Genomic DNA, 24,212 nt, shown 5'->3' with positions numbered 1-24,212 from the left:
TCACGCAGGCCTGCGATCAGCGGCCATCAGGCACCGGTGGCGCGATAGTCCTGGTACGACTTCTCTTCCACGTACGACGAACCCAGCGCCAGGTTGATCTCTTTCTTGATGCGCGCGCGCTCGTCGTTTTCGATATAGACGCTGCGCGCCAGCTGTACGAATCCGTCGTCGAAGCTCTGCGCCTGCTCCTTGAGCCGGATGTCGTCCTCGATCACCCATAGCCGCTCGTTGACGGCCTTGAGCGCGGCGCGCAGACGCACGATGTCGTGGCCGGCGGCCGGATGCGCCATCCAGCTGGTCTCCAGCGCGGACAGCTCGCTGCGCACATTGGCCAGCTTGGCGGGGTCGCGCATGCGCTCGGACTTGATCTGCAGGATCGCGATCTTGTCGAGCAGCTCGCCAAAGGACACGGGTACCAGGATCTCGGACATGACAGGCCTCCAACGGATATCGGGCGATTGTAGCCAGCGCAGCAGCGCGCGGCGGCGACACATAAACAAAAGCCCCCTTGCGGGGGCTGATGCGAATCTGGCGGAGAGGGGGGGATTCACTCGGCACTGCGTGCCTTCGCCCTGCGGGCGGCTTCGCCGTGCAGACAGCGATGCTGTCTGTCGAACCCGGGGCTTCTCACCCCCCAATGACGCCGGCGAAACGCACGCGGCACTGGCACAACTGCTCGCCTCAATCTGGCGGAGAGGGGGGGATTCGAACCCCCGAGGCGCTATAAACGCCTGCCTGATTTCGAGTCAGGTACATTCAACCGCTCTGCCACCTCTCCAGATGGTCCCCAGTGTCCCGGGGCCGTGCATCATACGGGCACGGGCGCCCGGCCACAAGCGGCCCGGGCCGGCATCGCCGGCACGATCGCGGCTCCGGGCGTGAACCCGCCCTGCGGCATCGGCGATCGGCGTGTTGCTGCTGGCCGGCCGCCCCGCGATGATGGTCACGCACCTCCTCTCTTTGGCGACCCGCCCCCATGCTCGAATTCGGACACCTTACCCATGTCGGCCTGCGCCGTGACCTCAATGAGGACACGTACTACGGCGACAGCGAATTGGGGCTGTGGCTGGTGGCCGACGGCATGGGCGGGCACGCCTGCGGCGAAGTGGCCAGCGCGCTGGCGCGCGAAACCATCGTGCGCGAGGTGCGCGCCGGCACCCCGCTGGCGCAGGCGGTACGCATCGCCGACGAAGAGATCATCAAGACCTCGCGCCGCTGCAACGACACCTTGCCGATGGGCACCACGGTCGTCGCTGCGCGCGTACTCGGCCAGCGCTTCGAAGTGGCCTGGGTCGGCGACAGCCGTGCGTACCTGTGGCGCGACGGGCGGCTGGCGCAACTGAGCCAGGACCATAGCTATGTGCAGGAACTCATCGCCCAGGGCACCCTGACCAGCGAGCAGGCGCGTGCACATCCGCATCGCAACGTGGTGACCCAGGCGCTGGGCGTCACCGATCCGGTCCACCTCAATGTCGCCACCATGCAGGGCGAACTCAAATCCGGCATGCAGTTGCTGCTGTGCAGCGACGGCCTCACCGAAGAAGTCGACGACGCCGCGATCGCCGCAACCCTGTCGCAGGCCGATTGCAGCGCCCAGGAGTGTGTCGAGTGCCTGGTCGCCGCCGCGCTCGATGGCGGCGGCTCGGACAACATCACCGCGATATTGGTGCGCAGCTACTGAAAACGGCCAACGAAGCTTAGCGAGCGCTGGCAGGCGGTGAGCACGGGAGTTTCGTCGGCCGCACCTTGTGCGATGCAGACAAATGCCTGGTCGGTCGAGGGCGCAACGTCCTCACCGCCTGCGGGCCACGCCGTGAATCTAAGCCTAAAAACTCCCTGGCGGCATCCATGCCGCCAAGTGTCCCGGAACCGCCGAGAGCACTGCACCAGAGCATGATTGGGCTGCCTGGTCGAATACCCTGCACACCGACCATCTCAACCGGTCCTTGCCCGCCCACCGTCGCGGGACCTTACGCGGCATGGATGCCGCGTAAGAGCCTCCATGGATGGATTCACGGCGTGTCCCGCGATGGTGGGCGGGCAAGGGCCCCTCGGCAAAGCCGCAGATCACCGGCCTGCAGCGAAGAGCAACATCATCCCGCTCCGCACTAGACCAGAGAGACATCAGCTTTGTTGGTAGAGCCAGGCACGGACATCGAACCCGCGCGGTAGCCATTCCGGGCGCGTACTTCGCGGCCTCGCCGGGCACCAACTGCGCACTGCACTCCCACCACATCGCCCGCCGCGCGACAGCAGGACACCAGTTGCCGAAAGCCGCACTACCCGGCAGCAGTCACCTCTTCGACCGGCGCATCCCACAACGCGCGCCCAGCCTTCTTGCGCAGATACGCCAGGCGCGCCTCGTGCGCCTGCGACTCGGAGGCGGTCACCACCACCCGTGCGCGCGGCAACAGCAGCGCCGGATCGAAGGTGATCATGCCCTCGCCGTGCTCGCTGCGCTGGCCGGTATCGGCACTGGCAAAGCCGATTTCTTCCTGGCCCGAGGTCAGTGCGATATACACATCGGCCAGGATCTGCGCATCGAGCAAGGCGCCATGCAACTGGCGATGCGAGTTGTCCACGCCCAGGCGCTTGCACAAGGCATCCAGCGAGTTGCGCTGCCCCGGATAGCGCTCGCGCGCCATCATCAAGGTATCCACCACGGTGGTGCGATCGACGATACGGCCGTAGTTGTCGCCCAGCAGCGACAGCTCGTTGTCCAGGAATCCCAGATCGAACGCGGCGTTGTGGATGATCAGCTCCGCGCCGTCGATGTAGGCCAGGAACTCCTCGACCACATCGGCAAACAGCGGCTTGTCGGCCAGGAACTCCAGGGTCAACCCGGTCACTTCCTGCGCACCGGGTTCGAAGTCGCAATCGGGCTTCAGGTAGCGATGGAAGTTGTTGCCGCTCGGGCGCCGCTCCAGCAGCTCCACCGCACCAATTTCGACGACGCGGTTGCCCTTGCGCCACTCCAGGCCGGTGGTTTCGGTATCGAGAATGATCTGACGCATGAATCCTCTTGCTTACGCGGTTGCGCTGCCACCGCGCTGGGCGATGGCCTGATTGCGGGCGAGCACGTCGACGCGCTCGTTGTCCGGGTCGCCATTGTGGCCTTTCACCCAGCGCCAATCGATGCGGTGACGTTGCGTGGCCGCATGCAGCCGCTCCCACAGTTCACGGTTCTTGACCGGGTCGCCGCCGGCCGTCTTCCAGCCGCGGCGCACCCAGCCGGACATCCACTCGGTAATGCCCTGGCGCACGTATTGCGAGTCGGTATGCAGCACGATCTGGCACGGCTCGGTGAGCGTTTCCAGCGCCATGATCGCCGCCATCAATTCCATGCGGTTGTTGGTGGAGGTGGCTTCGCCGCCGGACAGTTCCTTCTCGCGGCCGTTGTAACGCAACAAGGCCGCCCAACCGCCCGGCCCGGGATTGCCGAGGCAGGAGCCGTCGGTATGCACTTCAATGGATTTCATCAGGTTCTGGTGGTTGGAAAGTGGTCGGTAGTCAGATCGTGGCCACGGGCTGCGGCCAGCGTGAGGGCATCGCGATCGGGGTCGGCCCGATCGACGCTGCGGCACGCTTTTCCACCTCGAGCAGATACACCGCGCGCCAGGGTGCGCCATCGATGTCGGCCGCGCCACGCCCGGTGCGCCAGATCGGTCCCAGATAGCGCTCGGTCTGCACGCATTGCAAGCCCGCACGCTGCGCCAGCAACCGCCAGCGATCCGGCCGCAGCGCCACCGGACCACGCCGCGCCCAGCGAAAGCGGTACGGGCTCAGCGGATTGAGCGCAAACAGCCATAGCCGCCCGCCCGGCATCAGCAACCGCTCGCATTCGGCCAGGAAGTCCGCCGCGCCGCCCACCACTGCATGCTGCACCACGATGGCCTGCAGGCTTTCGGTCGGCAACGGAAACGGCATGGCGCAACATGCGTCGCCGACAAAGCGGCCAGCGCTGCGAGACAGCCGCAGCCCGCGCCCCTGCAGGACCTCGCGCGGCGGCAACTCGGTAGTCGGCGTCAGCCACAGCCAGGGCTGCGACGGGCGCGTCTGCAGCGCTGCAAGCGCCAATCGGCGCTCCAGCTGGAGCAGGCTGCGCCCTGCACCTGTTTCAAACCAGGATGAGACGCCAGCTTGACGGGAGAATGGCGTGACAGGCATGGTCCCAATTCTATGCGACTGACCGCCCTGCCCGCATTCGACGACAACTACATCTGGGCGCTGGTCGCCACCGATGGCCGCGCGGTCATCGTCGATCCGGGCCAGGCCGAGCCGGTGTTCGCCGCCGCGGAGCGCGACGGCTTCCGTCCCAGCGCGGTCCTGTTGACCCACCACCATGCCGACCATATCGGCGGCGTGGCAGCGCTGCAGCAGCGTTGGCCGGACCTTGCGCTGTACGGCCCGGCCGACGAACGCATCCCCGCAGACGCCCGCCGCGTGGGCCAGGGCGAGCGCTTGAACCTGCTTGGCACCCATTTCGATGTGCTGGACGTGCCGGGCCATACCCGCAGCCACATCGCCTTCGTCACCGACCGCCATCTGTTCAGCGGTGATACCCTGTTCAGCCTAGGCTGTGGGCGGATGTTCGAAGGTACCGCTCCTCAGATGTTCGACGCGTTACAGCGCCTGGCCTCCCTGCCCGGAGAAACGCTTGTGTGTTGCGGCCACGAATACACGTTGGCCAACGCGACCTTTGCGCTACACGTCGATCCCACCAACGCTGCCTTGCAGCGCCGTCAACAGGAAGCCCAGGCCATGCGTCAAGCAGCCCGTCCTACCCTGCCGATTTCGCTCAAGAGTGAACTGGCCACCAATCCTTTCCTACGTACCAGCAGTCCTGAAATCCGTGCCGCAGTAGCATCGCGTGCAGCCGGCGCACTTTCCTCTGAAGTTGACGTTTTCGCCGAACTTCGGCGCTGGAAAGACGAATTTCGCGCATGAGGCGCCTGCTTTTGGCAGTGCTGGCCGCATCGGCGGTCATAGCACCTGCAGCCGCATCGTCCAACGACGCAAGCCGCCTCACCCCCGCACAGAGCTCGATCACCCAGACCGTCGCACCCGAAGTGCGCAATGGCCGGGAGATCTTTTCCTCGTTTCTGGACGGCCGCGCCGACCCTGGCTGCGACAGCGCGCATAGCGATACGCGCTGGGAACAACATTTCTCGCGCGCACCGGCCCGTCTGGCCGACGATGCGCAGGATGTGTTGCCACTGTTCGGCTACGTGGTCGATGAACTGCGCGAAGCGGATATGCCGACCGAATTTGCACTGATTCCGTTCGTCGAAAGCGGTTATCGCCCGGGAGCGCGCAACGGCAGCGGCCCCGCCGGCCTCTGGCAGTTCATCGCCACCACTGCCCGCAACCACCATGTCCCGGTCGGCGCGCAGTACGACGGTCGCCTCTCGGCAGTGGATTCCACCACGGCGGCGGTGCGCTATCTCAAGACGCTGTATGGCATGTTCGGTGGCGATTGGCGCCTGGCCCTGATGGCCTACAACGCCGGCGAGTATCGCGTGCTGCAGGCCATGCGCAGTGCCGGCATGAACGCGCAGAATGCCCGCCCGTCCGAGTTGCCCGGCATGTCCAAGGTCACCTACGAGTATGTGGAAAAGCTGCACGCACTCGCATGTGTGCTCGACCATGCACAGCAGCAAGGCAATCTGCTGAGCTCGCTCGACCGTCCGGTGCCGGTACTCACCGAACACGCGTTGCCGGCCGGCACCAGCCTCAACGCCTTTGCGGGACAACGTGCCATCGAGCCGCAACTGCTGGCCCGCCTGAATCCGGCGCTGGCCGGCGCGCGCGCCGCACCGCGCGGCGTGCACGTGCTCGCCCCGATCGCGCCCGCACAGCCGGGCGCGACAGGCACTGTGGTCGCATCCGCCGAAACGGACAGCCTTGCCGACCAGAGCACTGACGCTCCCACGGTCGTTGCCACCGCAGCGACGAAGGCATCCAGGCCGCAAGCGCGCACCACGCATACGGTGCGCAATGGCGAATCCGCCTGGGCCATCGCGCGTCGCTACGGCGTCACCGTCACCACCTTGCTCACCAGCAATGGCCTGGACAAGCGCGCCGTGCTGAAGCCCGGCATGGTGTTGTCGTTCGACGACGCACGCTGACGCGACCGGCCTGCCTACCGCGCCGCTGACGGCTACCGCCCCAGCGATGCCCGCTTGATTCGACATTGCACACGCGGAAGACCCATGCCGCGCTGCCCGGACGGAGGCCGGATGCGAACCGAACCTCTGACACTTGCCCGTCGCTTGCATGGCTACAGCGACGCCTAGCGGGATAGAAAACCCGGACGCGGCATGCTCCCGGCCGACTGGCCACGTCATCGCTGCAAGCCAACCAGACATCGCCGTGATTTCGCGCCTGCAGTGCCAGTTGCCAACCCCACGCAGGTAGTCTTCCGCCACGGCGCCAACTGCGCAAACCGACCCCCGGCACTTCCTGGTCTGGCAGATCAGCACACTGAATCACGCACGTCGTCGCGGCTGCCACCCGCAGTCCCGACCTAGCCAGCGCGCACGTCCGGCAGACATGCAGCCAACCGGTAACGCTGCGCAGAACCTGAGCTCGGTTGCCGCCATGCGCCCGCCGCCCGGCTCCATGCGACCACGGCCTCGCAGTCACGCCGGCAGCCGGATGACGCAGCACCCCGCAGGGAAAGCGGGCGGCGGCCTGCGGCACCGGCCAAAGAAAAAGCCCGGTCACCCGGGCTCTTTCTCCTCCAGTCCAAGAGCAGCTGTTACAGCTGCGCCTCTTCGATCTGGATCTTGTAGCGCTTGCGCATTTCCTTGACGTAGGCCTGCGCCGCGTTGTTGCCGTCGATCTGGCTCAGCTGCTCGCGCAGCATGGTCTGCTGCTCGGCCGGCATCTGCTTCAGATCGCCCGGAGTCGCCTTGCTGATGACGAAGACCGCAAAGCGCCCTCCATCCAGTTCCACCTTGCCCACCGACGGCTTGCCTTCGCTCGGACGCGGCGCGCTGAAGATTGCGCGGTTTGCCGCCGGCGTCGGAATCGGCGCAGTGCGCGGCAAGCCCGGGATCGGCTGCACCTGCAACTTTTCGCTCGCGGCCAGCGCCTGCAGGGTCTCGCCTTTCTGCACCCGTGCCAGCAAGGCATCGGCAGCCGCCGCGGCCGCCTTTTCGGTGCGGTCCGCATGGACCGCCGCGATCACGTTGTCGCGCACCTTGTCCAGCGGCAAGGCCGCCTCGGCGGTGTGGTTGGTCACGCGCAACACCACGCTGTGGTTCGGCGCGATGGTGATCGGATCACTCACCGTGCCGTCCTGTACCAGTGTCTCGGAAAATGCCGCGCGCAGCACCGCCGGGTTGGCCGCGATACCACTGGCATCGGCGCGCGAGAACGGGCCCAGCGTCTGCACCGGCAGACCGACCTGCTTGGCTGCAGGCTCCAGCGCGGTGGGATTCTTGTAGACCTGATCCACCAGCTTGCCGCTCACATCCGCAAACGCCTTGTCGGCATCGGCCTTGAGCTGCTCGGCGGCGAGCTGGTCGCGCACCTGCTCGAACGACTTGCCCTGGCCGCCCTTGACCTCGCGCAACTGGATCACGTGGTAGCCGAACTCGCTCTTGATCGGGCCGACCACCTCGCCAGCCTTCATCGCGAACAAGGCGTCTTCGAACGGCTTGACCATCGTTCCCTTCTCGACCCATCCCAGGTCGCCACCGGCACCCTTGGAACCGGGGTCCTGCGAATTGGCCTTGGCCAACGCGGCGAAATCGGCACCCGGCTGCTTGGCTTGTGCGGCCAACTTGGCCGCCTTTTCCTCAGCGGCCTTCTGCGCGGCGGGATCGCTGCCGGCGCTGATCAGGATGTGCGATGCCAGACGCTGATCCGGCTCCACAAAGCGTGCCTTCTCTTCGTCGTAGCGCTTGCGCAGCGTCGCCTCGTCAGCGGCGGTTGCCGGCGGCAACTTGGCGGCATCGAGCTCGACATACTCGATCGTCACCGTCTCCGGCTGACGGAAATCCTGGGTATGCCCGTCGTACCACTGCTTGATCTGCGCATCGCTGACCGGGGCGGTATCGGCGGCCGGCGGCGGCAGCATCGCCAGTTGCACGTCACGCGTTTCGCCCATGAGCTTGAGCAGGCGCTCGAACTCGGCCTTGGTCGCAAAGCCCGACTCGGCAATCGCCTGCGGAATCACCGACTGCTGCAAGCTGTCGCGCACCAGTGCGTCGAACTGCGCCGGCGTGCGCGGCGGCGTGCCTTGCGCAAGGGCCGCGCGGTACTGGTCGGGGCTGAACTTGCCATCGACCTGGAACGCCTGAATGCCGGCGATGTAATCGCGTACCGTCGCATCGCCGATCACGATGCCGGCATCTTCTGCACCCAGACGCACGACTTGCTCGTCGACCAGCTGGTCGAGCACCTGCAACTTGTTCTCGCGGGACTCGAACGTGCGCGGATCGAATTTCTCGCCCTGGCGCTGCCGCTCCTGCATGCGCGCCTGCTCGAAGCGTGCGCGAAAATCCTGCGTACTGATTTCATGGTGCTGCCACAGCAGCGACACCGGCCACCAGGACGGTGCCGATTTCCACCATGTCGGTGGTGCCTGTACCTTGGCCACGTTATTGGCGCCAATGCCGCCGAGGTAGCTGTTGTCGATGACGAACAGGAACGGAATCATCAGCAACCCCAGGATGGCGGTAGCGATCCAGCCTGACGTCTTGTCGCGAAGTTTCTGCAGCATTGGCAAATCACGGCCTGTGGGCGAGCCGCGCAGTGTAACGCGCCTGACGCCGGGCACCCAGCCCAATCCCGCACTGCACCGGGTTCGGCATGGCTTTCGATGCGTAATGACCGCCATGGCCGCAAAAAAAAGCCCCCGGCATGACGCCGGGGGCCTTGTATAACTGGCGGAGCGGACGGGACTCGAACCCGCGACCTCCGGCGTGACAGGCCAGCATTCTAACCAGCTGAACTACCGCTCCGCTTTAAACTTGGACTTCTGCTTCTTCACCGCAACCGCATTGCGAATGCGGTGAAGAAGACGAAGCCCCCAATCGCTCAGGGGTTTCGGTGTAACTGGCGGAGCGGACGGGACTCGAACCCGCGACCTCCGGCGTGACAGGCCAGCATTCTAACCAGCTGAACTACCGCTCCGCGCTTGAAACAGTTGCCTGGTGCTTAATGGTGGGTGCTGAGGGTTTCGAACCCCCGACCCTCTCCGTGTAAGGGAGACGCTCTACCGCTGAGCTAAGCACCCTAGCGAGTCGATTAGTTTACTGCATCCTTCAGGGCTTTGCCAGCCTTGAACGCAGGATTCTTCGAAGCAGCGATCTTGATGCTGTCGCCGGTCTTCGGATTGCGGCCGGTACGCTCAGCGCGCGCGCGGACCTGGAAGGTGCCAAAGCCAACGAGGGTGACGGCATCGCCCTTCTTCAGCGCCTTGGTGATTTCGCTCACAACCGCGTCAACAGCACGGCCGGCCTCAGCCTTGGAGATGTCAGCGGCAGCGGCAACGCCATCGATCAATTCGGTTTTATTCATTCTTGAAACTCCCTTTGCGGCAGATGCCGCGGAATCGACAATCGGCGCTCTTGCCGTTAGCGAAGAACCCGACACAAGTGGTATCGCGTGACGCATCACAATTTGCCGCGCCCACGAGTCGTGCATTTATACCAGCGCCCCCAACCGCACGCAAGCCAAAACCCAATAACGACGCGGGTTTTGGCTTGTTTCGCCTGGGTTTAGACAAGCGGTTTTAGTGCTTGACGCGGGCACCCGGAGTAGTGCGTGACTTGCCGCGAACCGCAACCCGCGAGGCGGTCTTGCGGACCTTTTCCTTGCTCGCCTTCTTCGGTGCCAACGGACGCTCCAATGCAAGGTCCAGCACTTCGTCGATCCACTTGACCGGCACGATCTCCAGGTCACGCGTGACGTTGGCCGGGATGTCGGCAAGATCCTTGCGGTTCTCGTCGGGGATCAGCACGGTGCGGATGCCGCCGCGCAACGCGGCCAGCAACTTTTCCTTCAAGCCACCGATGGCCGACACGCGACCGCGCAAGGTGATCTCGCCGGTCATTGCCACATCGGCGCGGATCGGCACCTTGGTCAACACCGACACCAGCGAGGTCACCATCGCGATACCGGCGCTCGGGCCGTCCTTCGGCGTCGCGCCATCGGGCACGTGCACGTGCACGTCCTGCTTCTGCAGGAAATCCACATCGATGCCCAGGCGCTCGGCGCGCGAACGCACCACCGACAGCGCAGCCGATGCCGATTCCTTCATGACATTGCCAAGCTGACCGGTCAGGATCAGGTTGCCCTTGCCCGGCACCAGCGTGGACTCGACCTGCAGCAATTCGCCGCCGACCTCGGTCCAGGCCAGGCCGGTCACCAGGCCGATTTCGTTTTCCTCTTCGGCACGGCCGAAATCGAAGCGACGCACACCCAGGTACTTGTCGAGGTTCTTCGCATTGACCGTGACCAGCGCCTTGGGCGTGCCCTTCTTGGCAGGCACCTTCTTGGCAACGAGCTGCGGACCGGCAAGGGCAATTTCCTTGACCACCTTGCGGCAGATCTTGGCCACTTCGCGCTCGAGGTTACGCACACCGGATTCGCGCGTGTAGTAACGCACAATGTCCTGGATCGCGTCGCTGCCGATCTCGATCTCTTCCGGCTTCAGGCCGTTGGCCTTGATCTGCTTGGGCACCAGGTAGCGCATGGCGATGTTGAGCTTCTCATCCTCGGTGTAACCGGGGATGCGGATGACTTCCATGCGGTCCAGCAACGGCCCCGGAATATTGAGCGAGTTGGAGGTGGCGACGAACATCACCTCCGACAGGTCCAGGTCCACTTCCAGGTAGTGGTCGTTGAAGGAGTTGTTCTGTTCCGGATCGAGCACCTCCAGCAGCGCCGAGGACGGATCGCCACGGAAATCCATCGACATCTTGTCGATCTCGTCGAGCAGGAACAGCGGGTTCTTGCTGCCGACCTTGTTGAGGTTCTGCACCAGGCGGCCGGGCATCGAACCGACGTAGGTCCGGCGATGGCCACGGATCTCGGCCTCGTCGCGGATACCGCCCAGGCTCATGCGTACGAACTTGCGGTTGGTCGCCTTGGCGATCGACTGGCCCAGCGAGGTCTTGCCCACGCCCGGCGGCCCGACCAGGCACAGGATCGGCCCCTTCATCTGCTTCACGCGCGACTGCACCGCCAGGTACTCGAGGATGCGCTCCTTGACCTTGTCCAGGCCATAGTGGTCGGCATCCAGCGTGTCCTCGGCGACCTTCAGGTCCTTGCGGACCTTGGTGCGCTTCTTCCACGGCACACCCAGCAGCCAGTCCAGATAGTTGCGAACCACGGCCGCTTCGGCAGACATCGGCGACATCTGCTTGAGCTTGTTGAGCTCGGCCTTGGCCTTGGTCTCGACCGGCTTGGGCATGCCCGCCTCGGCGATCTTGCGCGCCAGTTCTTCCAGCTCGCCCGGCGCATCGTCCAGATCGCCCAGCTCCTTCTGGATCGCCTTCATCTGCTCGTTGAGGTAGTACTCGCGCTGACTCTTTTCCATCTGCGACTTGACGCGGCCGCGGATGCGCTTTTCCAGCTGCTGCACATCGATCTCGCCGTCCACCAGCCCGACCAGCAACTCCAGCCGCTCGCCGATCTCTGTGATTTCCAGCAGGCGCTGCTTGTCGGCCAGGCGCACGCCGATGTGCGCGGCGATGGTGTCGGCCAGACGGCCCGGCTCGTCGATACCGGCCAGGGTCTGCAGCAACTCCGGCGGCAGCTTGCGATTGGTCTTGACGTACTGCTCGAACAGCGACATCAGCGAACGCGCAATGGCCTCCACTTCGCGCGGCTCACGCGCGTCGCTGGCTTCGATTTCGATGCCCTGACCCTGCAGCGCACCATCCAGCTCGACGACCTTGTCGACAGTGACCCGCGACAGGCCTTCGACCAGCACCTTGATGGTGCCGTCGGGCAGCTTTAGCAGCTGCAGCACCTGCGCGAGCGTGCCGACGGTATACAGGTCGCTGGCGGCCGGGTCGTCGGTTTCGGCCGACTTCTGCGCGACCAGCAGGATGCGCTTGTCCGCTTCCATGGCTTTTTCCAGCGCGCGCATCGACTTGTCACGGCCGACGAACAGCGGAATCACCATGTGCGGAAACACCACCACGTCGCGTAGCGGCAACACCGGCAGATCGAGAACTTCTGATTGGGACTGGGCCATGGGGCGCTCCGCAGGAATGGGGGTTTTGGGGCGTAAAAAAAGCCGATGGCCCCGTTATGGGGCCATCGGCGAGGTGTTGCAAGTAGCGTTCGGAAACCCTTTATCCGCGAGCGAGGCCAGGGCCCGGCGAAGCGGCCTCAGGGACTCAATCGCCGGACGCTGCCTTGGCCGGAGCCGGCTGCGCCTGGTAGATCAGGTACGGCTCGGATTTGTGCTCGATCACCGACTCGTCCACCACCACCTTGCTGACATTTTCCTGCGAGGGAAGCTCGTACATCGTGTCCAGCAGCACCGATTCGACGATGGTGCGCAAACCACGCGCGCCGGTCTTGCGCTTGAGCGCCTTCTTGGCGATCGCAGACAGGGCGTCCGGGCGGAACTCCAGTTCCACGCCTTCCATGTCGAACAACTTCTTGAACTGCTTGGTGATGGCGTTCTTCGGCTCGGTCAGGATCTTGATCAGCGCCGGCTCGTCCAGTTCCTCGAGCGTGGCGACCACCGGCAGGCGACCGACGAACTCGGGAATCAGGCCGAACTTGATCAGATCTTCCGGCTCGACGTCGGCCAGGATCTTGCCGACTTCCTGCTTGCGCTCGCTGCTCTTGACCTTGGCACCGAAGCCAATGCCGCCGGCATCGTTGGAGCGCTGCTGAATCACCTTGTCCAGTCCGGCGAATGCACCGCCGCAGATGAACAGGATGTTCTTGGTGTCGACCTGCAGGAATTCCTGCTGCGGATGCTTGCGGCCGCCCTGCGGCGGTACCGAGGCCACCGTGCCTTCGATCAGCTTCAACAGCGCCTGCTGCACGCCTTCGCCGGACACGTCGCGGGTGATCGACGGGTTTTCGCTCTTGCGCGAGATCTTGTCGATTTCATCGATGTAGACAATGCCCTGCTGGGCCTTTTCAACATCGTAATCGCACTTCTGCAGCAGCTTCTGGATGATGTTTTCCACGTCCTCGCCGACATAGCCGGCTTCGGTCAGCGTGGTGGCATCGGCGATCGTGAACGGCACATTGAGCAGCCGCGCCAGCGTTTCGGCCAGCAGCGTCTTGCCCGAACCGGTCGGGCCGACCAGCAGGATGTTGGATTTCGCCAGCTCGACGTCATCGTTGCGGCTGCGGCTCTCGATACGCTTGTAGTGGTTGTACACCGCCACGGCGAGCGTGCGCTTGGCGCGCAACTGCCCAATCACGTATTGATCCAGCACCTCGAGGATCTCGCGCGGCTTGGGCAGGCTGGAACGTGCCGACTGCGCCTTCTCTTCGAGTTCCTCGCGGATGATGTCGTTGCACAGCTCCACGCACTCATCGCAGATGAATACGCTGGGACCGGCAATCAGCTTGCGGACTTCATGCTGACTCTTACCGCAGAACGAGCAGTAGAGAATCTTGTTGCTGTCGCCGGAACGACCTTGGCGGTCTTCGCTCATGCTTCTGTTACCCAGTTACCCCACCCGATGCACGGGGGTTCGATTTCGAGAATAGCACAGGGTCGGGAGGACATCCGCCACCCCGACCCTGCCGGTTTTTCCTGCAATTTCAGCAATCTGGCGATCAAGACGGCTGGATCGACTCTTCCGGACGGCGTTCCAGCACCTGGTCGACCAGGCCATAGGCCTGCGCATCGACCGCGCTCTTGAAGTTGTCGCGCTCGGTGTCGCGCGCAATGGTCTCCAGGGACTGGCCGGTGTGCTTGGCCAGGATCTCGTTCAGGCGCGAACGCAAGGTCAGGATCTCGCGCGCGTGGATGTCGATATCGGTGGCCTGGCCCTGGAAGCCGCCCAGCGGCTGGTGGATCATCACGCGCGAATTCGGCAGCGCATAGCGCTTGCCGGCCGCACCCGATGCCAGCAGCAGCGCGCCCATCGAGGCGGCCTGGCCGACGCAGATGGTGCTCACGTCCGGCTTGATGTATTGCATGGTGTCGTAGATCGCCATGCCGGCAGTGACCACACCGCCTGGCGAGTTGATGTAGATGCTGATGTCCTTTTCCGGGTTGTCGGCTTCCAGGAACAGCAACTGGGCCACGATCACGTTGGCCATGTGGTCGTCGATCGGACCGACCAGGAAGATCAGACGCTCCTTCAGCAGACGCGAGTAGATGTCATACGCACGCTCGCCGCGGCTGGTCTGTTCGACCACCATCGGCACCAGGTTCAGGGCTTTGGTCACAATGCTCATCAGTCTTCCTGTAGTGGCAGCGGCGTGCGCCGATGCCCGGGTTTGACATCCGCATCCCAGCCATCGGGATGCGGGTTGGTGTCACGCGGTCGCTTACCTTAGACCCGAATGGCGTCCTGGAACGACAGCGACTGCTCGGTGTGCTGGGCGCGCTCGGCGATCCAGTCGATCACCTGCTCTTCCATGACACGGCTCTGCAGTCCACTCATCAGTTGGGGGTCGTTGCGGTACATCTCAATGACCTGTTCCGGCTCTTCGTAGGTCGAGGCGATCAGACGCAGCGTTTCGCTGACGCGCTTGGATTCCAGGCGCAGCTCGTTGCGACGGGCCACCTCACCCACCAGCAGACCGACCAGCACGCGCTTGGCCGCCGCATCCATGAACCCCTGATGGGCATCGGCGGGGATCTCGCCCGGGTCGCGGCCGCTGCGGCGGACCTGCTCGACCTGCTGTGCCAGCATCGAACGGGCTTCGTTCTCGACCAGACGCGGCGGCATCTCCACGTGCGCATAGGCGGCGATCAGCTGCTCGCCCACTTCGCGACGCAGGCGGTTCATCAGCGCGCCCTTGAGCTCGCGCTCCAGGTTGGTGCGGATGTCGGCGCGGAACTGCTCGGCATCGCCACTCTTCACGCCGAAGCTCTTGATGAACTCCTTGTCCACCACCGGCAGCACCGGCTCGGAGACCTCGACCGCCTTGACGTGCACCTGCACGGTCTTGCCGGCCAGCTGCGGCACGCGCCACTCGGCCGGGAAGTCGATGGTCAGGGTCTTGTCCTCGCCCTTGGCCAGGCCTTCCAGGCCCTTTTCAATCTGGTCGAACATCACGCCCGAGCCCAGCACGCTGCTGCCGGTCTCCACGCCTTCGGCGGGCAGACGCTCGTCGCCGGCCTGCGACCAGGTCTCCAGCGCCACCAGGTCACCGACCTGCGCGCCGCGCTCGACCGGGTTCCAGGTGCGGCGCTGCAGACGCAGGTTCTCGATCATCTGATCGATGTCGGCATCGGTCACTTCGGCGGTATGACGCACCACCGACAGCTTGGCCACATCGATATCACCGAAATCCGGCACCACTTCGAAGGTGGCGACGAAGTCGAAATCGCTCTCGCCCTGGTCGATACGCGGGTTGCCGGCCAGACGCAGCGAATGCTCGCGCACTGCCGAATCGAAGGTCTCACGCAGCAGGCCTTCCATCGCCTCGGCACGCACCTGCTGACCGAAGCGCTGCTCGATGACCTTGGTGGGCACCTTGCCCGGGCGGAAACCCTTGATGCGCGTGGTGCGCGCGAGTTCGCGCAGGCGGCCACCGACGTGCGTCTCCAGGCGCTCCTGCGGCAGGGTGAAGGTCAGGCGGCGTTCCAGATTGCCGGTGGATTCGATCGATGCTTGCATGTTGACTCCTGCCACCGACTGCACAAGCGTCGGCACGAGATGGAAGATGCGGGTTGACGGATGGCGAGAAAGCCGCCGAGCCTTGTAGTTTCGCCGATAATGGCGGCCGCTGCCAGCGGAATACGCGTCACCGCAGCACGCAAGGCAGAGGCGCCAAGCCTATGGCTGAAAGCGGCCGGATGACACACGGCCGCACTGCATTGGTGCGAAAGGGGGGACTCGAACCCCCACGCCTTGCGGCGTCAGAACCTAAATCTGGTGCGTCTACCAATTCCGCCACTTTCGCGATGCTGCAGTTGCCCGGCCATTGTTGCAGGGATGCCGGGAAAGAAAAAGCATCGCGGGCGTAATGCTGCCGCCCATTGGCCGCGAATGGATGCCGCCTGCCGGTGCAGGCAAACTGCCCCCTGCCGATGCCCCACCCGGCGCGCCGACGGTAAACGCATTCATCATGCGAGGCATCACCTGCGCGCGCCCCTGGTTTGCTCCGCTAGCGTTGGGTAAAGCTGAGATTAGCTAAAATTCCGTTAACACCTGAGAGGCAGTCATCACGATGAGAGATCGGTATCGGCAAATCGTGGCGTTGTCCCGCGATTGCATCAAGGAGATCGACCTCGACGGGCGGATTACCGCGATCAACGTCAATGGCCTGACCGAATTGGGTGCCAGCCACCAGGATCAGCTGATCGCGCGGCCATGGCGCGAGCTGTGGCCACCGGAGGCGGCCGAGCTGGTGGACGCGGCGATCGCCGGCTCCCGCGCCGGTTCGATCCAGGAATTCGAAGCTGCCAGCGTGAACTTCGCCGGCGTGCGCCAGATCTGGCAGGTTGTCACCAGCCCGCTGTTCGATGCGCTTGGCAAGGTCGAAGCGATCCTGGCCGTGAGCAAGAACATCTCCGACCGCCGAGCGCTGGAGATCGCCTTCCGCACGCTGGATTCGACCCTGGCAGCAGAGCGCGCGTTCTCCAACGGCGCGCTGCGGCTGGCACGCGCGCGCGAACATTCGCTGTCGACCGAGCTGCACAGCCTGCGCGACCTGCAAGAGCGCATCGAAGGCGATCTGGACATCGCGCGCGCCGCGCAAGGCGCTGCCGAAAAGATTTCCGAGCAGGCGCAAAAAGGCGAAGCGGTGGGACAGCTGCTGGCCGGCGTCGTGCACGATTTGAACAACGTCCTGCAGGCGGCCACCTCGGCCATCGACCTGGTGGTACGGCGCGCCAGGATCGACGCGCACGACGCCAAGCTGTTGGGCGTGGCCGATGCGGCGCTTCAACATGGCTCGGTCATGGCCCAGCGCCTGGTCGGCTTTTCCCGGCAGTATCCGTATAGCCCGGAATCGGTGGATCTGGCCGCCCTGACCGAACAGCTCGGCCCCCTGCTCGAACAGGTGATCGGCGCAGACCTGCAGCTGCAGCTGCGCACCGCCGAAGGTGGATGCTGCGCCATGGTCGATCGCCACACGGTGGAACGCGCCATCTTGAACCTGGTGATCAACTCCCGCGATGCCTGCCGACGGGGCGACGTCATCCGCGTGGAGACCGGCGACACCGTGGTCGCCGAGGAACAGGCCAACCTGGCCAGGCCGGCCGGGCACTACGTCACCATTGCCGTGGCCGACAACGGGCATGGCATGGATGCACACGTGCAGGCGCATCTGTTCGAAGCGTATTTCACCACCAAGGATGCCGACAAAGGCGCGGGCCTGGGGCTGGCACAGGTGTACAGCGCGGTCTGCCAGGCGGGCGGCTTTGTCGAAGTGACCTCGGCGCCTGGCAAGGGCGCGTGCTTTACGCTGGCGTTCCCACGCATGCAGCAGAGCGCAGCGCCGGCGCCCGCCGCATCGCCGTAAGCGACCACGGCTGCAGTTGCCCGTCGCCGATCAGGCGTAGCGCATTGCCCCAGGACTGTAAGCGCCGTCCAGTGCAGCAAAGAACCTCTTCCTGCGCATGCGGATGGACGTTGCCTGGCGGCCCGTCACCCGGCGCGAGGCAACACTGCCAGGCGCGACCACATCAGCCAGACAAGCACGGCGCAGGCGCCACCTGCCGCCAGCCCACATTGCAGCAGCGTCAGCATCACTGCGCGATCAGACATCATCGACCAGCCGCCGATGATCGCCAGCAGCAGCACGATCACCCCGGCCGAGAGCAGACCGCTCAACGCACCGATGCCAACGTGGACCAGCAGGTTGGGCCGGCGCCCGCGATACCACCAGGCGCAGATGCGCGCGCACAGCCATCCCGCCGCGGCGCAGGCAATCACCGGCAACACCAGGCCGTAGGACCAGGCAACGATCAACAACGCGGTCTGTAGGTCGAAACGGGTCAATCGCGCCAGGCCCAGCAGCCCGCCGAGCGGAGGACCGACGATCGCGAAGACGCCAACCTGACCCAGGATCGAATGCCGCAATGCTCCGGACACCTCAGACCTCACTGGCATCCGCTCATCCGAGCGACGGTCGGCGGCGATTGCGCACCTGACGCAGGCCATACATCGTGCCGGGCCGAAATCGGCACTGCGTTGCCGCGGCCGCCGACCGAGACGACAGCGAAGCTGCAGCCGATTCCTTGCGTCATCTTTTCCTCAGCACAAAAAGAAAAGCACCTAGGCTGCTGCCTAAGTGCTTTTGTTTGGTGGGCCGTCAAGGATTCGAACCTTGGACCTATTGATTAAGAGTCAACTGCTCTACCAACTGAGCTAACGGCCCTGAAACTGGTCGCACATTGTATGCGCGTTTTTGCCTCGTTGCAACACCCGCGATGCATCGGGTCCAACTTTTCCTGCAATCAGTGGGGTGGCTGAGGGGACTCGAACCCCCGACATCTGGAATCACAATCCAGTACTCTAACCAGCTGAGCTACAGCCACCACTGAAACCTACTTCCTACCGCACCGCCGATGGCGCGCCCGACAGGACTCGAACCTGTAACCGCCGGCTTAGAAGTCAGGACAACTAAGCCGAAAGATCAACAACTTGCCTCATTTCTTTTTCAGGAGTGGGTAACTTGAAAGCCGCACCACGCCGAGGCAAGTCCGCTATTTTTCAGGAGCTGAGCGCGGATTGCAAGTGTTCGTTTCCATGTCCTTGGTCGAACAGCCTCGCTAACCCTCTTTTGCCGTGTGAACCGGCCGCCAGCCCTTATGGGGAAGTAGCTCACGAACAGCGGGCGTGAACAGCCAATGTGGCCATAGTCCTAGGTCTGCCCGGAACGTAAGCTTCGCTGGATTCGCGGCACCCGCCGGACTGACGGACCCCGGGGAAGATCCGCAGGGCTTGCCCTGACAACGTCGGGCTCTGCATGCCTGATCCCGGCGCACACTGTAGTCCCGTGTTCCACTCTCCGTTAGCAGGGCATCAGCCAGGTTCAGGTGATGGCATGGGAGGGTCTCACCTGCCGCCCCACGTACTATCCGACGACGCCTGGACACAAGAAACATGCACGTGACGGAACAAATTGCGCACATAGAGCTGAAGCCGCTGACCTGGACGCTTGCCGTCGGCGCCGAGGCTTCTCAAGGATCTGCTGTAACGGTCGGCTCCATGCAGATGACAGCTGTCGCCAGCATGTACGCCCTAGTCACCACGGACGGCCTCGACCTAGCCCATTTCACCTGGAACGTGTCGATCACCGACCGCCTAGCGATTGGCCTGCCGCCGCCACCGCATACCGTGGGAATGATGTCCTGCTAGCCGCTTGCCGGTGGAACCGAGCCAGGCGCCGAGCTCGCCGCGTTCGTCACGTTGACGACAGATGCCATGCGGAATCTCGTGAGCTCGGTGGCCAACGGCTTCGTGCCTACTGCTATCAGACTTCAGGTCCCAACGAAGCCAGGGGAAGCCACACAGGAAGGGTTGGCCTTCACCTGGGACACAAACAACGAGCCTGAAATCGAGATTGCCAAGGTCGAGATCCTGACTACCCACGAAGGCACGCCGTAGGCAGACAGCGTATCGGCAGATCAACGACGGCGCCGCCGTTTGGTGAAGGTTGCCGGATCCAAATCGGGGTATTCGGCGCGTGCGGCGGCGGCCGACTCATCCTGCAGCTGTACGGACCTGATGGCGTTGTCGATCTCAGACTTGGCCTGGCCGCGCCACTTCAACAGCCAAGCGCCAACGTAAAGGAGGGCGCCGGCCTCCGTAGCCATGTGCCGTGTGACGGTCGGCCCTTTGCTGTACGCGCGTGTCCGAATGCTGACTGTCCCATCCTCAAGCGCGCAGATCCTGATCACTGGCGATTCGCGATAGACAAGATCCAGAAATTCTGCCCATCGCCGCCACTGCATCTCGGGGTCCGATGACGCCGGCACGCTGTCACACGGCGCGCTCATGCCGCAATTCGGTGCTCGTAGAACGGATGGCGCTTATCGTCGAAGATCGCCTGCAACGCCTGCAGATTGGCCGGATCCGGGTTGAGCCAAGCGTCGACATGCTCAGGCTTGATGTTGATGATGGTCCGGTCGTGCCCCACCGCGGCGACCTCGGGCTCCGGCTCGTCGGTAATCGCGGCGAAGCTCAGCAGATCAGGCTGCTCGCCGCTCGGATCCGTCCAGCGCGACCACAGGCAGGCCACCAGCATCGGCTCGCGATCGCTGGGCTGGAACTGCACGATGCGATTCTTGCCGTCCGGCCCCTGCACGTTCTCGTAAAAGCGTCCGACAACGATCAGCCCGTGGGTATAGCCGAACTGCTCGCGCCAGAAGCCCTGAAGGTTGTCCCGGCGAGCGTTGTAGGTGCCGGGGTACTTCGCGTCGTAGATCGGCGGCTTACCGGCCGGGCGGCACTGGTAGCGCATCGGCTTGATGACGCGGCGCCCACCCTCGGAGATGATCACGGGAACGTAGTAGCCGGGAAAGATGCGGTAATCCCGTGCCTTGGGCTCGGTCCGCTGCAGGTCTGCTATGCGGCCTTTGATCTGCTCGATCTTGGTGGTTGCGATGCGCTGGTCGTTGGCCGCCTTCTTGGTCGGCTTGGCGCTGGCCAGGACCCGCTCCGCATCAGCAAGGCGCCGAGCCTGCTTAAAAAGCTCCTGCTCCAGGCCCTGCATATCCTCGGCGTCCCACGCGGCCAGATCCGCAGCGATTGCGGCCAGCTCACCCTCCCCGCCCACGCGAAATGCATCATCCATCGCCTTCGCGGTCTTGGGCCGCTTCTCGCCCTCGTTCTCCCGCAACCACAGCTTCGCGAATTCCTTCAGCGACATGGTGGCGCCGTAGTGGCGGACCAGCTTCCGGTAGTCGGCCTGGATCTCCGCGGAGTAGCACATGGCGGTCCCTCAGCAGTCGCGGTCGCCGTTTTCTAGGCCATGCCAAGCCAGGATCTCGTCGAGCCGCCGGGACACGAATTGGGCATCCGCCCCCGTGACGGCACCGTCGCCGACGACGTCCGCCATGCCTGCGAAGGCCTGCCAGAAGTGACAACGGTCGGGGCTGTTGGCGAGGAGTGCCGGCACGGCGGCGTCCAGGTTGTCGAGGTGGGTTCGAAGCTCGGATCTGTCCATGCCCGCAGTATCGGCAGGGCCGTCTCATCGCTTGAGACGTGGCCTCGTAGACTGCGATGCATGTACACCCGAACCCTTAGCCTCTTCGAACAGCTGCAGCAGCGCCTGGCGATCACGTCCGAACCGCTGGAAGTCCTCAACCAGTTCGAAGCGGAGCTGCTGCATGCGTTCCCGTTTGAGGCGGCCCTCATTGTCGAGCTGGTTGCGTCGTGGGGTCATCGCCTGGGCGTGCTCACACGCGATGACCTTAAGGGTTACGTATAGGGCGCCGGCTGGGCGCTGCTCAGGCGCCACGCGGGTTGAGCGGCCATCATGGCGCCGCGTCCGGCAACTTAAGTTTGTATCGAGGTGCGGCTGCTAAAAATAGGAAAAAGTAACGGGACCCTGTAGGAACGCACCTCATTACTTGTAGGACTCCACCGGTAGGAATTCCACGTTATGACTTGATCGACAGAGCTTCCGCCCGAGTAAGTTACAGACTTCGACGCAAGCACCCGTCTTCGATGCGTCCACCCGCCTTCTCCAGCCATAGATTCAACGCGAGTCGCTTTTAGCGAAGTAAGATGTATTCCGACTTACACTCCTCAAGTGCAATCCTTATTTTTTTAAAATTCCCACCCTTAATTACGCTTCTGATTTCGGCGATGGAGCCTTGCGTTGAGGGTTTCAACGTAATAGTGCCTAGAACGGCGGGGTCGGCTACGACTGCATAGACCACCGAATCACCATCGGGTGCACCTGTTATTCGCGGTGCAATTTCCCGTAGTTTGGGGGCAACGCACTGCTCAAGTTCAATGGCTGATCGATCACTAGTCATAGTGAACCAGGGAGCTTCCGCCTGTCTCTCAGAGTAAGACGCGCAGCCAGCCAGGGTAAGGACAACCGTGGTCATCAGGAGTGCTTTCATTGAAGCTCCAGTACGTTAAAGAGTCATCGTAACGCTCAGCGGGCGCCGAAAAGCAAGCAATCCCGCATCTTGGCTCCCCCAGTAAAGACGCGGTCCGTTGCAAGTCGCACCTTTCCGTAGTTCAAGCAGCCGACATGCATCCATCAAAACAGCGTGGTACCGCTGTCGTCCCACGACTTGATGATCAGCTCGCCACACTGCTTATCGCGAGTGCCCGCGCTCCCGATTGTGTAGTTCAGCTGTAGAGGGACCATCTCGAAGCCTGCAAATATTTGCCGGATATCGACATGGTCGTTCAGCGATACGACAATCTTGCCGCGGCATGAGCGCATCAGCTCCGCGATCCGTTCATATGCCGAAAACGGAAATTCAATCCCATAGCCTTCGGTTTGCCAGTAAGGCGGATCGAGATAGAACAGCGTTTCGGGGCGGTCGTACCGGGTGATGCATTCGTGCCACGGCAGCCGCTCAATGACGACGTTCGCGAGGCGCAGGTGCACGGCACTTAGCTCCTCTTCGATCCGCAGCAGATTCAGTCGCGGCCCCATGCCGCTGGCCACCACGCCGAAGGTCTGCCCTTCGACCTTGCCACCGAAGGCCAACTTCTGCAGGTAGTAGAACCTGGCAGCGCGCTGGATGTCGGTCAGGGTCTCTGGACGCTCCATCTGCGCCCACTCGAACATTTGGCGGGATACCAGCGACCACCGGAACATGCGGACAAACTCGTCGAGGTGGTGCCGCACGCAGCGGTACAGGCACACTAGGTCGCTGTTGATATCGTTGAGCACCTCCAGCGGTGCTGGACGAGGCCGCATTAATAGGGCAGCTGCGCCACCGGCGAAGGCTTCGACGTAGGTCTCGTGTGCGGGGAAGTGGGGATAGAGGTGCTTGATCAGGCGGCGCTTGCCGCCCGGCCAGGGAATCATGGGTCGGGTCATTCGGTTCTCAGCATTTGCGATGTCGGTGGCCGACACTGCACCCGCTCTCGCGAGGGCGCAGGGTCTAGGCCAATGCCAGGTGGTGAGAACACCTGTGTTGCGGTGTCGTGCATGCAGTGTCAGCTTCATGCACGGCGCCCTGTTTCAGGCTTCGGCCATTGGGTCGGCTGGTGCCAAGCTGGCCGAAATGGCGGTGTTGGTCGCGGCCTTGATCAAGGCTTGCAGCTTCCAGCCTTCAAGTGTCTGCGCCGCTGACGCCCCGGGAAAACGAATCAGATAAGCAGGGGCAACCAGATCAGCGATCGACTCAGCCAGCACCCCCAGGGTAGCGCCTCGGTCTTCAACCTGGAAGGTCACATTTCCCGCGTTGTTGGTCGGATTCCAGATGATGGTGATCTGCCGCGCAATCGGGTCAGCATCTGCGTCGGGCGCGGCGACATTGGAATCGTAGGCGGCGCGCGTGGCCGCCTTGATGCCCAGCAGCAGATGCACGCCGGGTTCGGTCACCGTGTCGCCGGGCACCTTGATCAATTCGCCTGTCGCCGGGTCTGGCTGGGTCGTCGCTGGTGCGGTGATGTCGTAGCTGCGGCCAATAAGGTCGCTGATCTGCACGGTCAGCACGCGCAGGAAGAAACGCTCCAGCGTCTGGGTCCAACCGTCGGGGTGTGGCTTGGTGGTCATCTGCTCGAGGTGGAACTCGACCGGCCCGTCATTGGTGGCCGGGTCCCACCGGATCTCGATACGCGGCGACACGATTCGGGTCTGCGTGCCAAAGGTAGAGTTTTCGCTGATGATCATTTGGCGAGCTCCATGCCTTCCAGCGGGCCGTCGATCCACGCCATGATCCCCATGCCGTGCACGGACACTGCATAGGTATCCCAGCCGATTCGCTCATCCAAACCACTGCCGTACTTCTTCACACTGACCATGTCTGGCGTGACCACGAAAGCCCCACCCCCGTCGCCGCGCAGAAATTCTACGACGGCACCGAGGGTCGGCTCGATGTTTCGGCAGTTGGCCATGGCTTCGGCCAAGGCGCCACGGTGAGGTCGAATCTTCATGCTATTTCCAGTGTG

At 63.7% G+C, this 24,212-nt stretch carries 24 protein-coding genes and 7 tRNA genes; 6 read left to right on the top strand and 25 right to left on the bottom strand.

From position 1 onward, the window contains the following. Positions 1–26: 26 nt before the first annotated feature. Together H7A86_RS05515 and H7A86_RS05510 are read right to left on the bottom strand one after the other, a co-directional pair. The gene (locus tag H7A86_RS05515; RefSeq protein ID WP_104582314.1) at positions 27–431 is read right to left on the bottom strand and encodes a DUF6165 family protein; all 405 of its coding nucleotides are present in this window, start codon (positions 429–431) and stop codon (positions 27–29) included. A 256-nt stretch (positions 432–687) separates the two neighbouring features. Beyond that, positions 688–778: transfer RNA gene (locus H7A86_RS05510), tRNA-Ser, on the bottom strand. Between the two features lie 198 nt (positions 779–976). Between H7A86_RS05510 and H7A86_RS05505 the strand changes: the two genes are divergently transcribed. Next, on the top strand, positions 977–1,681 hold the full coding sequence (locus H7A86_RS05505; RefSeq protein WP_024938430.1) for a PP2C family protein-serine/threonine phosphatase: 705 nt from the start codon (positions 977–979) through the stop codon (positions 1,679–1,681). A 598-nt stretch (positions 1,682–2,279) separates the two neighbouring features. Here the strand turns inward: H7A86_RS05505 and dnaQ are convergent. The 3 genes from dnaQ to H7A86_RS05490 are packed head-to-tail and all read right to left on the bottom strand — an operon-like array spanning position 2,280 to position 4,167. Beyond that, entirely contained in the window at positions 2,280–3,014 is a 735-nt protein-coding gene (dnaQ, locus tag H7A86_RS05500; protein WP_119130884.1) for a DNA polymerase III subunit epsilon, read from the bottom strand. A gap of 12 nt (positions 3,015–3,026) precedes the next feature. After that, entirely contained in the window at positions 3,027–3,479 is a 453-nt protein-coding gene (gene rnhA, locus H7A86_RS05495; protein WP_104560340.1) for a ribonuclease HI, read from the bottom strand. Positions 3,480–3,510: 31 nt separating this feature from the next. Continuing rightward, positions 3,511–4,167 (bottom strand): hypothetical protein, encoded by a 657-nt coding sequence (locus H7A86_RS05490; protein ID WP_104582311.1) that lies wholly within the window; start codon positions 4,165–4,167, stop codon positions 3,511–3,513. A 12-nt stretch (positions 4,168–4,179) separates the two neighbouring features. Here H7A86_RS05490 and gloB point away from each other — a divergent pair, with 12 nt between their 5' ends. Further along, positions 4,180–4,947: a hydroxyacylglutathione hydrolase gene (gene gloB, locus H7A86_RS05485; protein ID WP_119130883.1), complete on the top strand. Its 768-nt coding sequence runs from the start codon at positions 4,180–4,182 to the stop codon at positions 4,945–4,947. Further along, positions 4,944–6,128, top strand: a complete 1,185-nt coding sequence (locus H7A86_RS05480; protein WP_119130882.1) for a lytic transglycosylase domain-containing protein — start codon at positions 4,944–4,946, stop codon at positions 6,126–6,128. Before gloB ends, H7A86_RS05480 begins: the two co-directional genes overlap by 4 nt. 632 nt (positions 6,129–6,760) lie before the next feature. Here H7A86_RS05480 and H7A86_RS05475 read toward each other — a convergent pair. From H7A86_RS05475 to H7A86_RS05430, 10 genes are all read right to left on the bottom strand, one after another. Continuing rightward, complete coding sequence (locus tag H7A86_RS05475; RefSeq protein ID WP_119130881.1) at positions 6,761–8,731, bottom strand: peptidyl-prolyl cis-trans isomerase; 1,971 nt, start codon at positions 8,729–8,731, stop codon at positions 6,761–6,763. Positions 8,732–8,895: 164 nt separating this feature from the next. After that, positions 8,896–8,972, bottom strand: a tRNA-Asp gene (locus H7A86_RS05470). 95 nt (positions 8,973–9,067) lie between these two features. Next, positions 9,068–9,144, bottom strand: a tRNA-Asp gene (locus H7A86_RS05465). A gap of 28 nt (positions 9,145–9,172) precedes the next feature. Beyond that, positions 9,173–9,247: transfer RNA gene (locus tag H7A86_RS05460), tRNA-Val, on the bottom strand. A gap of 11 nt (positions 9,248–9,258) precedes the next feature. Further along, complete coding sequence (locus H7A86_RS05455) at positions 9,259–9,531, bottom strand: HU family DNA-binding protein (RefSeq protein ID WP_024938423.1); 273 nt, start codon at positions 9,529–9,531, stop codon at positions 9,259–9,261. Between the two features lie 214 nt (positions 9,532–9,745). Then, entirely contained in the window at positions 9,746–12,217 is a 2,472-nt protein-coding gene (gene lon, locus H7A86_RS05450; RefSeq protein ID WP_104582307.1) for an endopeptidase La, read from the bottom strand. A 145-nt stretch (positions 12,218–12,362) separates the two neighbouring features. Beyond that, complete coding sequence (clpX, locus tag H7A86_RS05445; protein WP_119130880.1) at positions 12,363–13,649, bottom strand: ATP-dependent Clp protease ATP-binding subunit ClpX; 1,287 nt, start codon at positions 13,647–13,649, stop codon at positions 12,363–12,365. Between the two features lie 124 nt (positions 13,650–13,773). Further along, positions 13,774–14,400, bottom strand: a complete 627-nt coding sequence (gene clpP / locus H7A86_RS05440) for an ATP-dependent Clp endopeptidase proteolytic subunit ClpP (protein ID WP_002806026.1) — start codon at positions 14,398–14,400, stop codon at positions 13,774–13,776. A 98-nt stretch (positions 14,401–14,498) separates the two neighbouring features. Beyond that, positions 14,499–15,791, bottom strand: coding sequence for a trigger factor (gene tig, locus H7A86_RS05435; protein WP_119130946.1), 1,293 nt, complete (start codon positions 15,789–15,791; stop codon positions 14,499–14,501). 201 nt (positions 15,792–15,992) lie between these two features. Next, positions 15,993–16,077, bottom strand: a tRNA-Leu gene (locus tag H7A86_RS05430). Between the two features lie 267 nt (positions 16,078–16,344). Here H7A86_RS05430 and H7A86_RS05425 point away from each other — a divergent pair. Beyond that, positions 16,345–17,640, top strand: coding sequence for a sensor histidine kinase (locus tag H7A86_RS05425; protein ID WP_119130879.1), 1,296 nt, complete (start codon positions 16,345–16,347; stop codon positions 17,638–17,640). Between the two features lie 125 nt (positions 17,641–17,765). Here the strand turns inward: H7A86_RS05425 and H7A86_RS05420 are convergent, their stop codons facing one another. The 3 genes from H7A86_RS05420 to H7A86_RS05410 form a co-directional block, all read right to left on the bottom strand. Further along, complete coding sequence (locus tag H7A86_RS05420) at positions 17,766–18,212, bottom strand: hypothetical protein (protein ID WP_232099256.1); 447 nt, start codon at positions 18,210–18,212, stop codon at positions 17,766–17,768. A gap of 210 nt (positions 18,213–18,422) precedes the next feature. After that, positions 18,423–18,498, bottom strand: a tRNA-Lys gene (locus H7A86_RS05415). A gap of 83 nt (positions 18,499–18,581) precedes the next feature. Next, a tRNA-His gene (locus tag H7A86_RS05410) sits at positions 18,582–18,658 on the bottom strand. Between the two features lie 568 nt (positions 18,659–19,226). On the opposite strand from H7A86_RS05410, the gene H7A86_RS20910 reads away from it, so the two are divergent. Further along, a complete protein-coding gene (locus H7A86_RS20910) occupies positions 19,227–19,481 on the top strand; it encodes a hypothetical protein (RefSeq protein WP_232099254.1) in 255 nt (84 codons plus the stop codon). A 269-nt stretch (positions 19,482–19,750) separates the two neighbouring features. Here H7A86_RS20910 and H7A86_RS05400 read toward each other — a convergent pair whose 3' ends face one another. The 3 genes from H7A86_RS05400 to H7A86_RS05390 are packed head-to-tail and all read right to left on the bottom strand — an operon-like array spanning position 19,751 to position 21,291. After that, entirely contained in the window at positions 19,751–20,122 is a 372-nt protein-coding gene (locus tag H7A86_RS05400) for a hypothetical protein (RefSeq protein ID WP_119130877.1), read from the bottom strand. Beyond that, a complete protein-coding gene (locus H7A86_RS05395; protein ID WP_119130876.1) occupies positions 20,119–21,057 on the bottom strand; it encodes an SOS response-associated peptidase family protein in 939 nt (312 codons plus the stop codon). The genes H7A86_RS05400 and H7A86_RS05395 overlap by 4 nt, the downstream gene beginning before the upstream one ends. A 9-nt stretch (positions 21,058–21,066) precedes the next feature. Next, positions 21,067–21,291, bottom strand: coding sequence for a hypothetical protein (locus H7A86_RS05390; protein ID WP_119130875.1), 225 nt, complete (start codon positions 21,289–21,291; stop codon positions 21,067–21,069). A 60-nt stretch (positions 21,292–21,351) separates the two neighbouring features. On the opposite strand from H7A86_RS05390, the gene H7A86_RS05385 reads away from it, so the two are divergent. Further along, entirely contained in the window at positions 21,352–21,555 is a 204-nt protein-coding gene (locus tag H7A86_RS05385; RefSeq protein ID WP_119130874.1) for a hypothetical protein, read from the top strand. A gap of 286 nt (positions 21,556–21,841) precedes the next feature. On the opposite strand, the gene H7A86_RS05380 is transcribed toward H7A86_RS05385, so the two are convergent. The 4 genes from H7A86_RS05380 to H7A86_RS05365 all read right to left on the bottom strand — a co-directional run bounded on the left by H7A86_RS05380 (position 21,842) and on the right by H7A86_RS05365 (position 24,197). After that, entirely contained in the window at positions 21,842–22,198 is a 357-nt protein-coding gene (locus tag H7A86_RS05380) for a hypothetical protein (protein ID WP_119130873.1), read from the bottom strand. Positions 22,199–22,341: 143 nt separating this feature from the next. Further along, entirely contained in the window at positions 22,342–23,136 is a 795-nt protein-coding gene (locus H7A86_RS05375) for a DNA adenine methylase (protein WP_119130872.1), read from the bottom strand. Between the two features lie 144 nt (positions 23,137–23,280). Beyond that, positions 23,281–23,934 carry a hypothetical protein gene (locus H7A86_RS05370; RefSeq protein ID WP_119130871.1) on the bottom strand — a complete coding sequence of 218 codons (654 nt, stop codon included), beginning with the start codon at positions 23,932–23,934 and terminating at the stop codon, positions 23,281–23,283. Next, on the bottom strand, positions 23,931–24,197 hold the full coding sequence (locus H7A86_RS05365) for a hypothetical protein (RefSeq protein WP_147421306.1): 267 nt from the start codon (positions 24,195–24,197) through the stop codon (positions 23,931–23,933). Before H7A86_RS05365 ends, H7A86_RS05370 begins: the two co-directional genes overlap by 4 nt. Between the last annotated feature and the right edge of the window lie 15 nt (positions 24,198–24,212).

This window comes from Xanthomonas euroxanthea (assembly GCF_903989455.1).
Lineage (GTDB): Bacteria > Pseudomonadota > Gammaproteobacteria > Xanthomonadales > Xanthomonadaceae > Xanthomonas > Xanthomonas euroxanthea.
The sequence above is the reverse complement of the archived record's forward strand: the minus strand, read 5'-3'. Positions and strand labels throughout refer to the sequence as shown.

Excerpts from the sequence above, each read along its gene's own strand:
- H7A86_RS05515 (WP_104582314.1), bottom strand. The coding sequence starts at position 431 with ATGTCCGAGATCCTGGTACCCGTGTCCTTTGGCGAGCTGCTCGACAAG.
- H7A86_RS05505 (WP_024938430.1), top strand. The coding sequence starts at position 977 with ATGCTCGAATTCGGACACCTTACCCATGTCGGCCTGCGCCGTGACCTC.
- dnaQ (WP_119130884.1), bottom strand. The coding sequence starts at position 3,014 with ATGCGTCAGATCATTCTCGATACCGAAACCACCGGCCTGGAGTGGCGC.
- rnhA (WP_104560340.1), bottom strand. The coding sequence starts at position 3,479 with ATGAAATCCATTGAAGTGCATACCGACGGCTCCTGCCTCGGCAATCCC.
- H7A86_RS05490 (WP_104582311.1), bottom strand. The coding sequence starts at position 4,167 with ATGCCTGTCACGCCATTCTCCCGTCAAGCTGGCGTCTCATCCTGGTTT.
- gloB (WP_119130883.1), top strand. The coding sequence starts at position 4,180 with ATGCGACTGACCGCCCTGCCCGCATTCGACGACAACTACATCTGGGCG.
- H7A86_RS05480 (WP_119130882.1), top strand. The coding sequence starts at position 4,944 with ATGAGGCGCCTGCTTTTGGCAGTGCTGGCCGCATCGGCGGTCATAGCA.
- H7A86_RS05475 (WP_119130881.1), bottom strand. The coding sequence starts at position 8,731 with ATGCTGCAGAAACTTCGCGACAAGACGTCAGGCTGGATCGCTACCGCC.
- H7A86_RS05455 (WP_024938423.1), bottom strand. The coding sequence starts at position 9,531 with ATGAATAAAACCGAATTGATCGATGGCGTTGCCGCTGCCGCTGACATC.
- lon (WP_104582307.1), bottom strand. The coding sequence starts at position 12,217 with ATGGCCCAGTCCCAATCAGAAGTTCTCGATCTGCCGGTGTTGCCGCTA.
- clpX (WP_119130880.1), bottom strand. The coding sequence starts at position 13,649 with ATGAGCGAAGACCGCCAAGGTCGTTCCGGCGACAGCAACAAGATTCTC.
- clpP (WP_002806026.1), bottom strand. The coding sequence starts at position 14,400 with ATGAGCATTGTGACCAAAGCCCTGAACCTGGTGCCGATGGTGGTCGAA.
- tig (WP_119130946.1), bottom strand. The coding sequence starts at position 15,791 with ATGCAAGCATCGATCGAATCCACCGGCAATCTGGAACGCCGCCTGACC.
- H7A86_RS05425 (WP_119130879.1), top strand. The coding sequence starts at position 16,345 with ATGAGAGATCGGTATCGGCAAATCGTGGCGTTGTCCCGCGATTGCATC.
- H7A86_RS20910 (WP_232099254.1), top strand. The coding sequence starts at position 19,227 with ATGCACGTGACGGAACAAATTGCGCACATAGAGCTGAAGCCGCTGACC.
- H7A86_RS05400 (WP_119130877.1), bottom strand. The coding sequence starts at position 20,122 with ATGAGCGCGCCGTGTGACAGCGTGCCGGCGTCATCGGACCCCGAGATG.
- H7A86_RS05395 (WP_119130876.1), bottom strand. The coding sequence starts at position 21,057 with ATGTGCTACTCCGCGGAGATCCAGGCCGACTACCGGAAGCTGGTCCGC.
- H7A86_RS05390 (WP_119130875.1), bottom strand. The coding sequence starts at position 21,291 with ATGGACAGATCCGAGCTTCGAACCCACCTCGACAACCTGGACGCCGCC.
- H7A86_RS05385 (WP_119130874.1), top strand. The coding sequence starts at position 21,352 with ATGTACACCCGAACCCTTAGCCTCTTCGAACAGCTGCAGCAGCGCCTG.
- H7A86_RS05380 (WP_119130873.1), bottom strand. The coding sequence starts at position 22,198 with ATGAAAGCACTCCTGATGACCACGGTTGTCCTTACCCTGGCTGGCTGC.
- H7A86_RS05375 (WP_119130872.1), bottom strand. The coding sequence starts at position 23,136 with ATGACCCGACCCATGATTCCCTGGCCGGGCGGCAAGCGCCGCCTGATC.
- H7A86_RS05370 (WP_119130871.1), bottom strand. The coding sequence starts at position 23,934 with ATGATCATCAGCGAAAACTCTACCTTTGGCACGCAGACCCGAATCGTG.
- H7A86_RS05365 (WP_147421306.1), bottom strand. The coding sequence starts at position 24,197 with ATGAAGATTCGACCTCACCGTGGCGCCTTGGCCGAAGCCATGGCCAAC.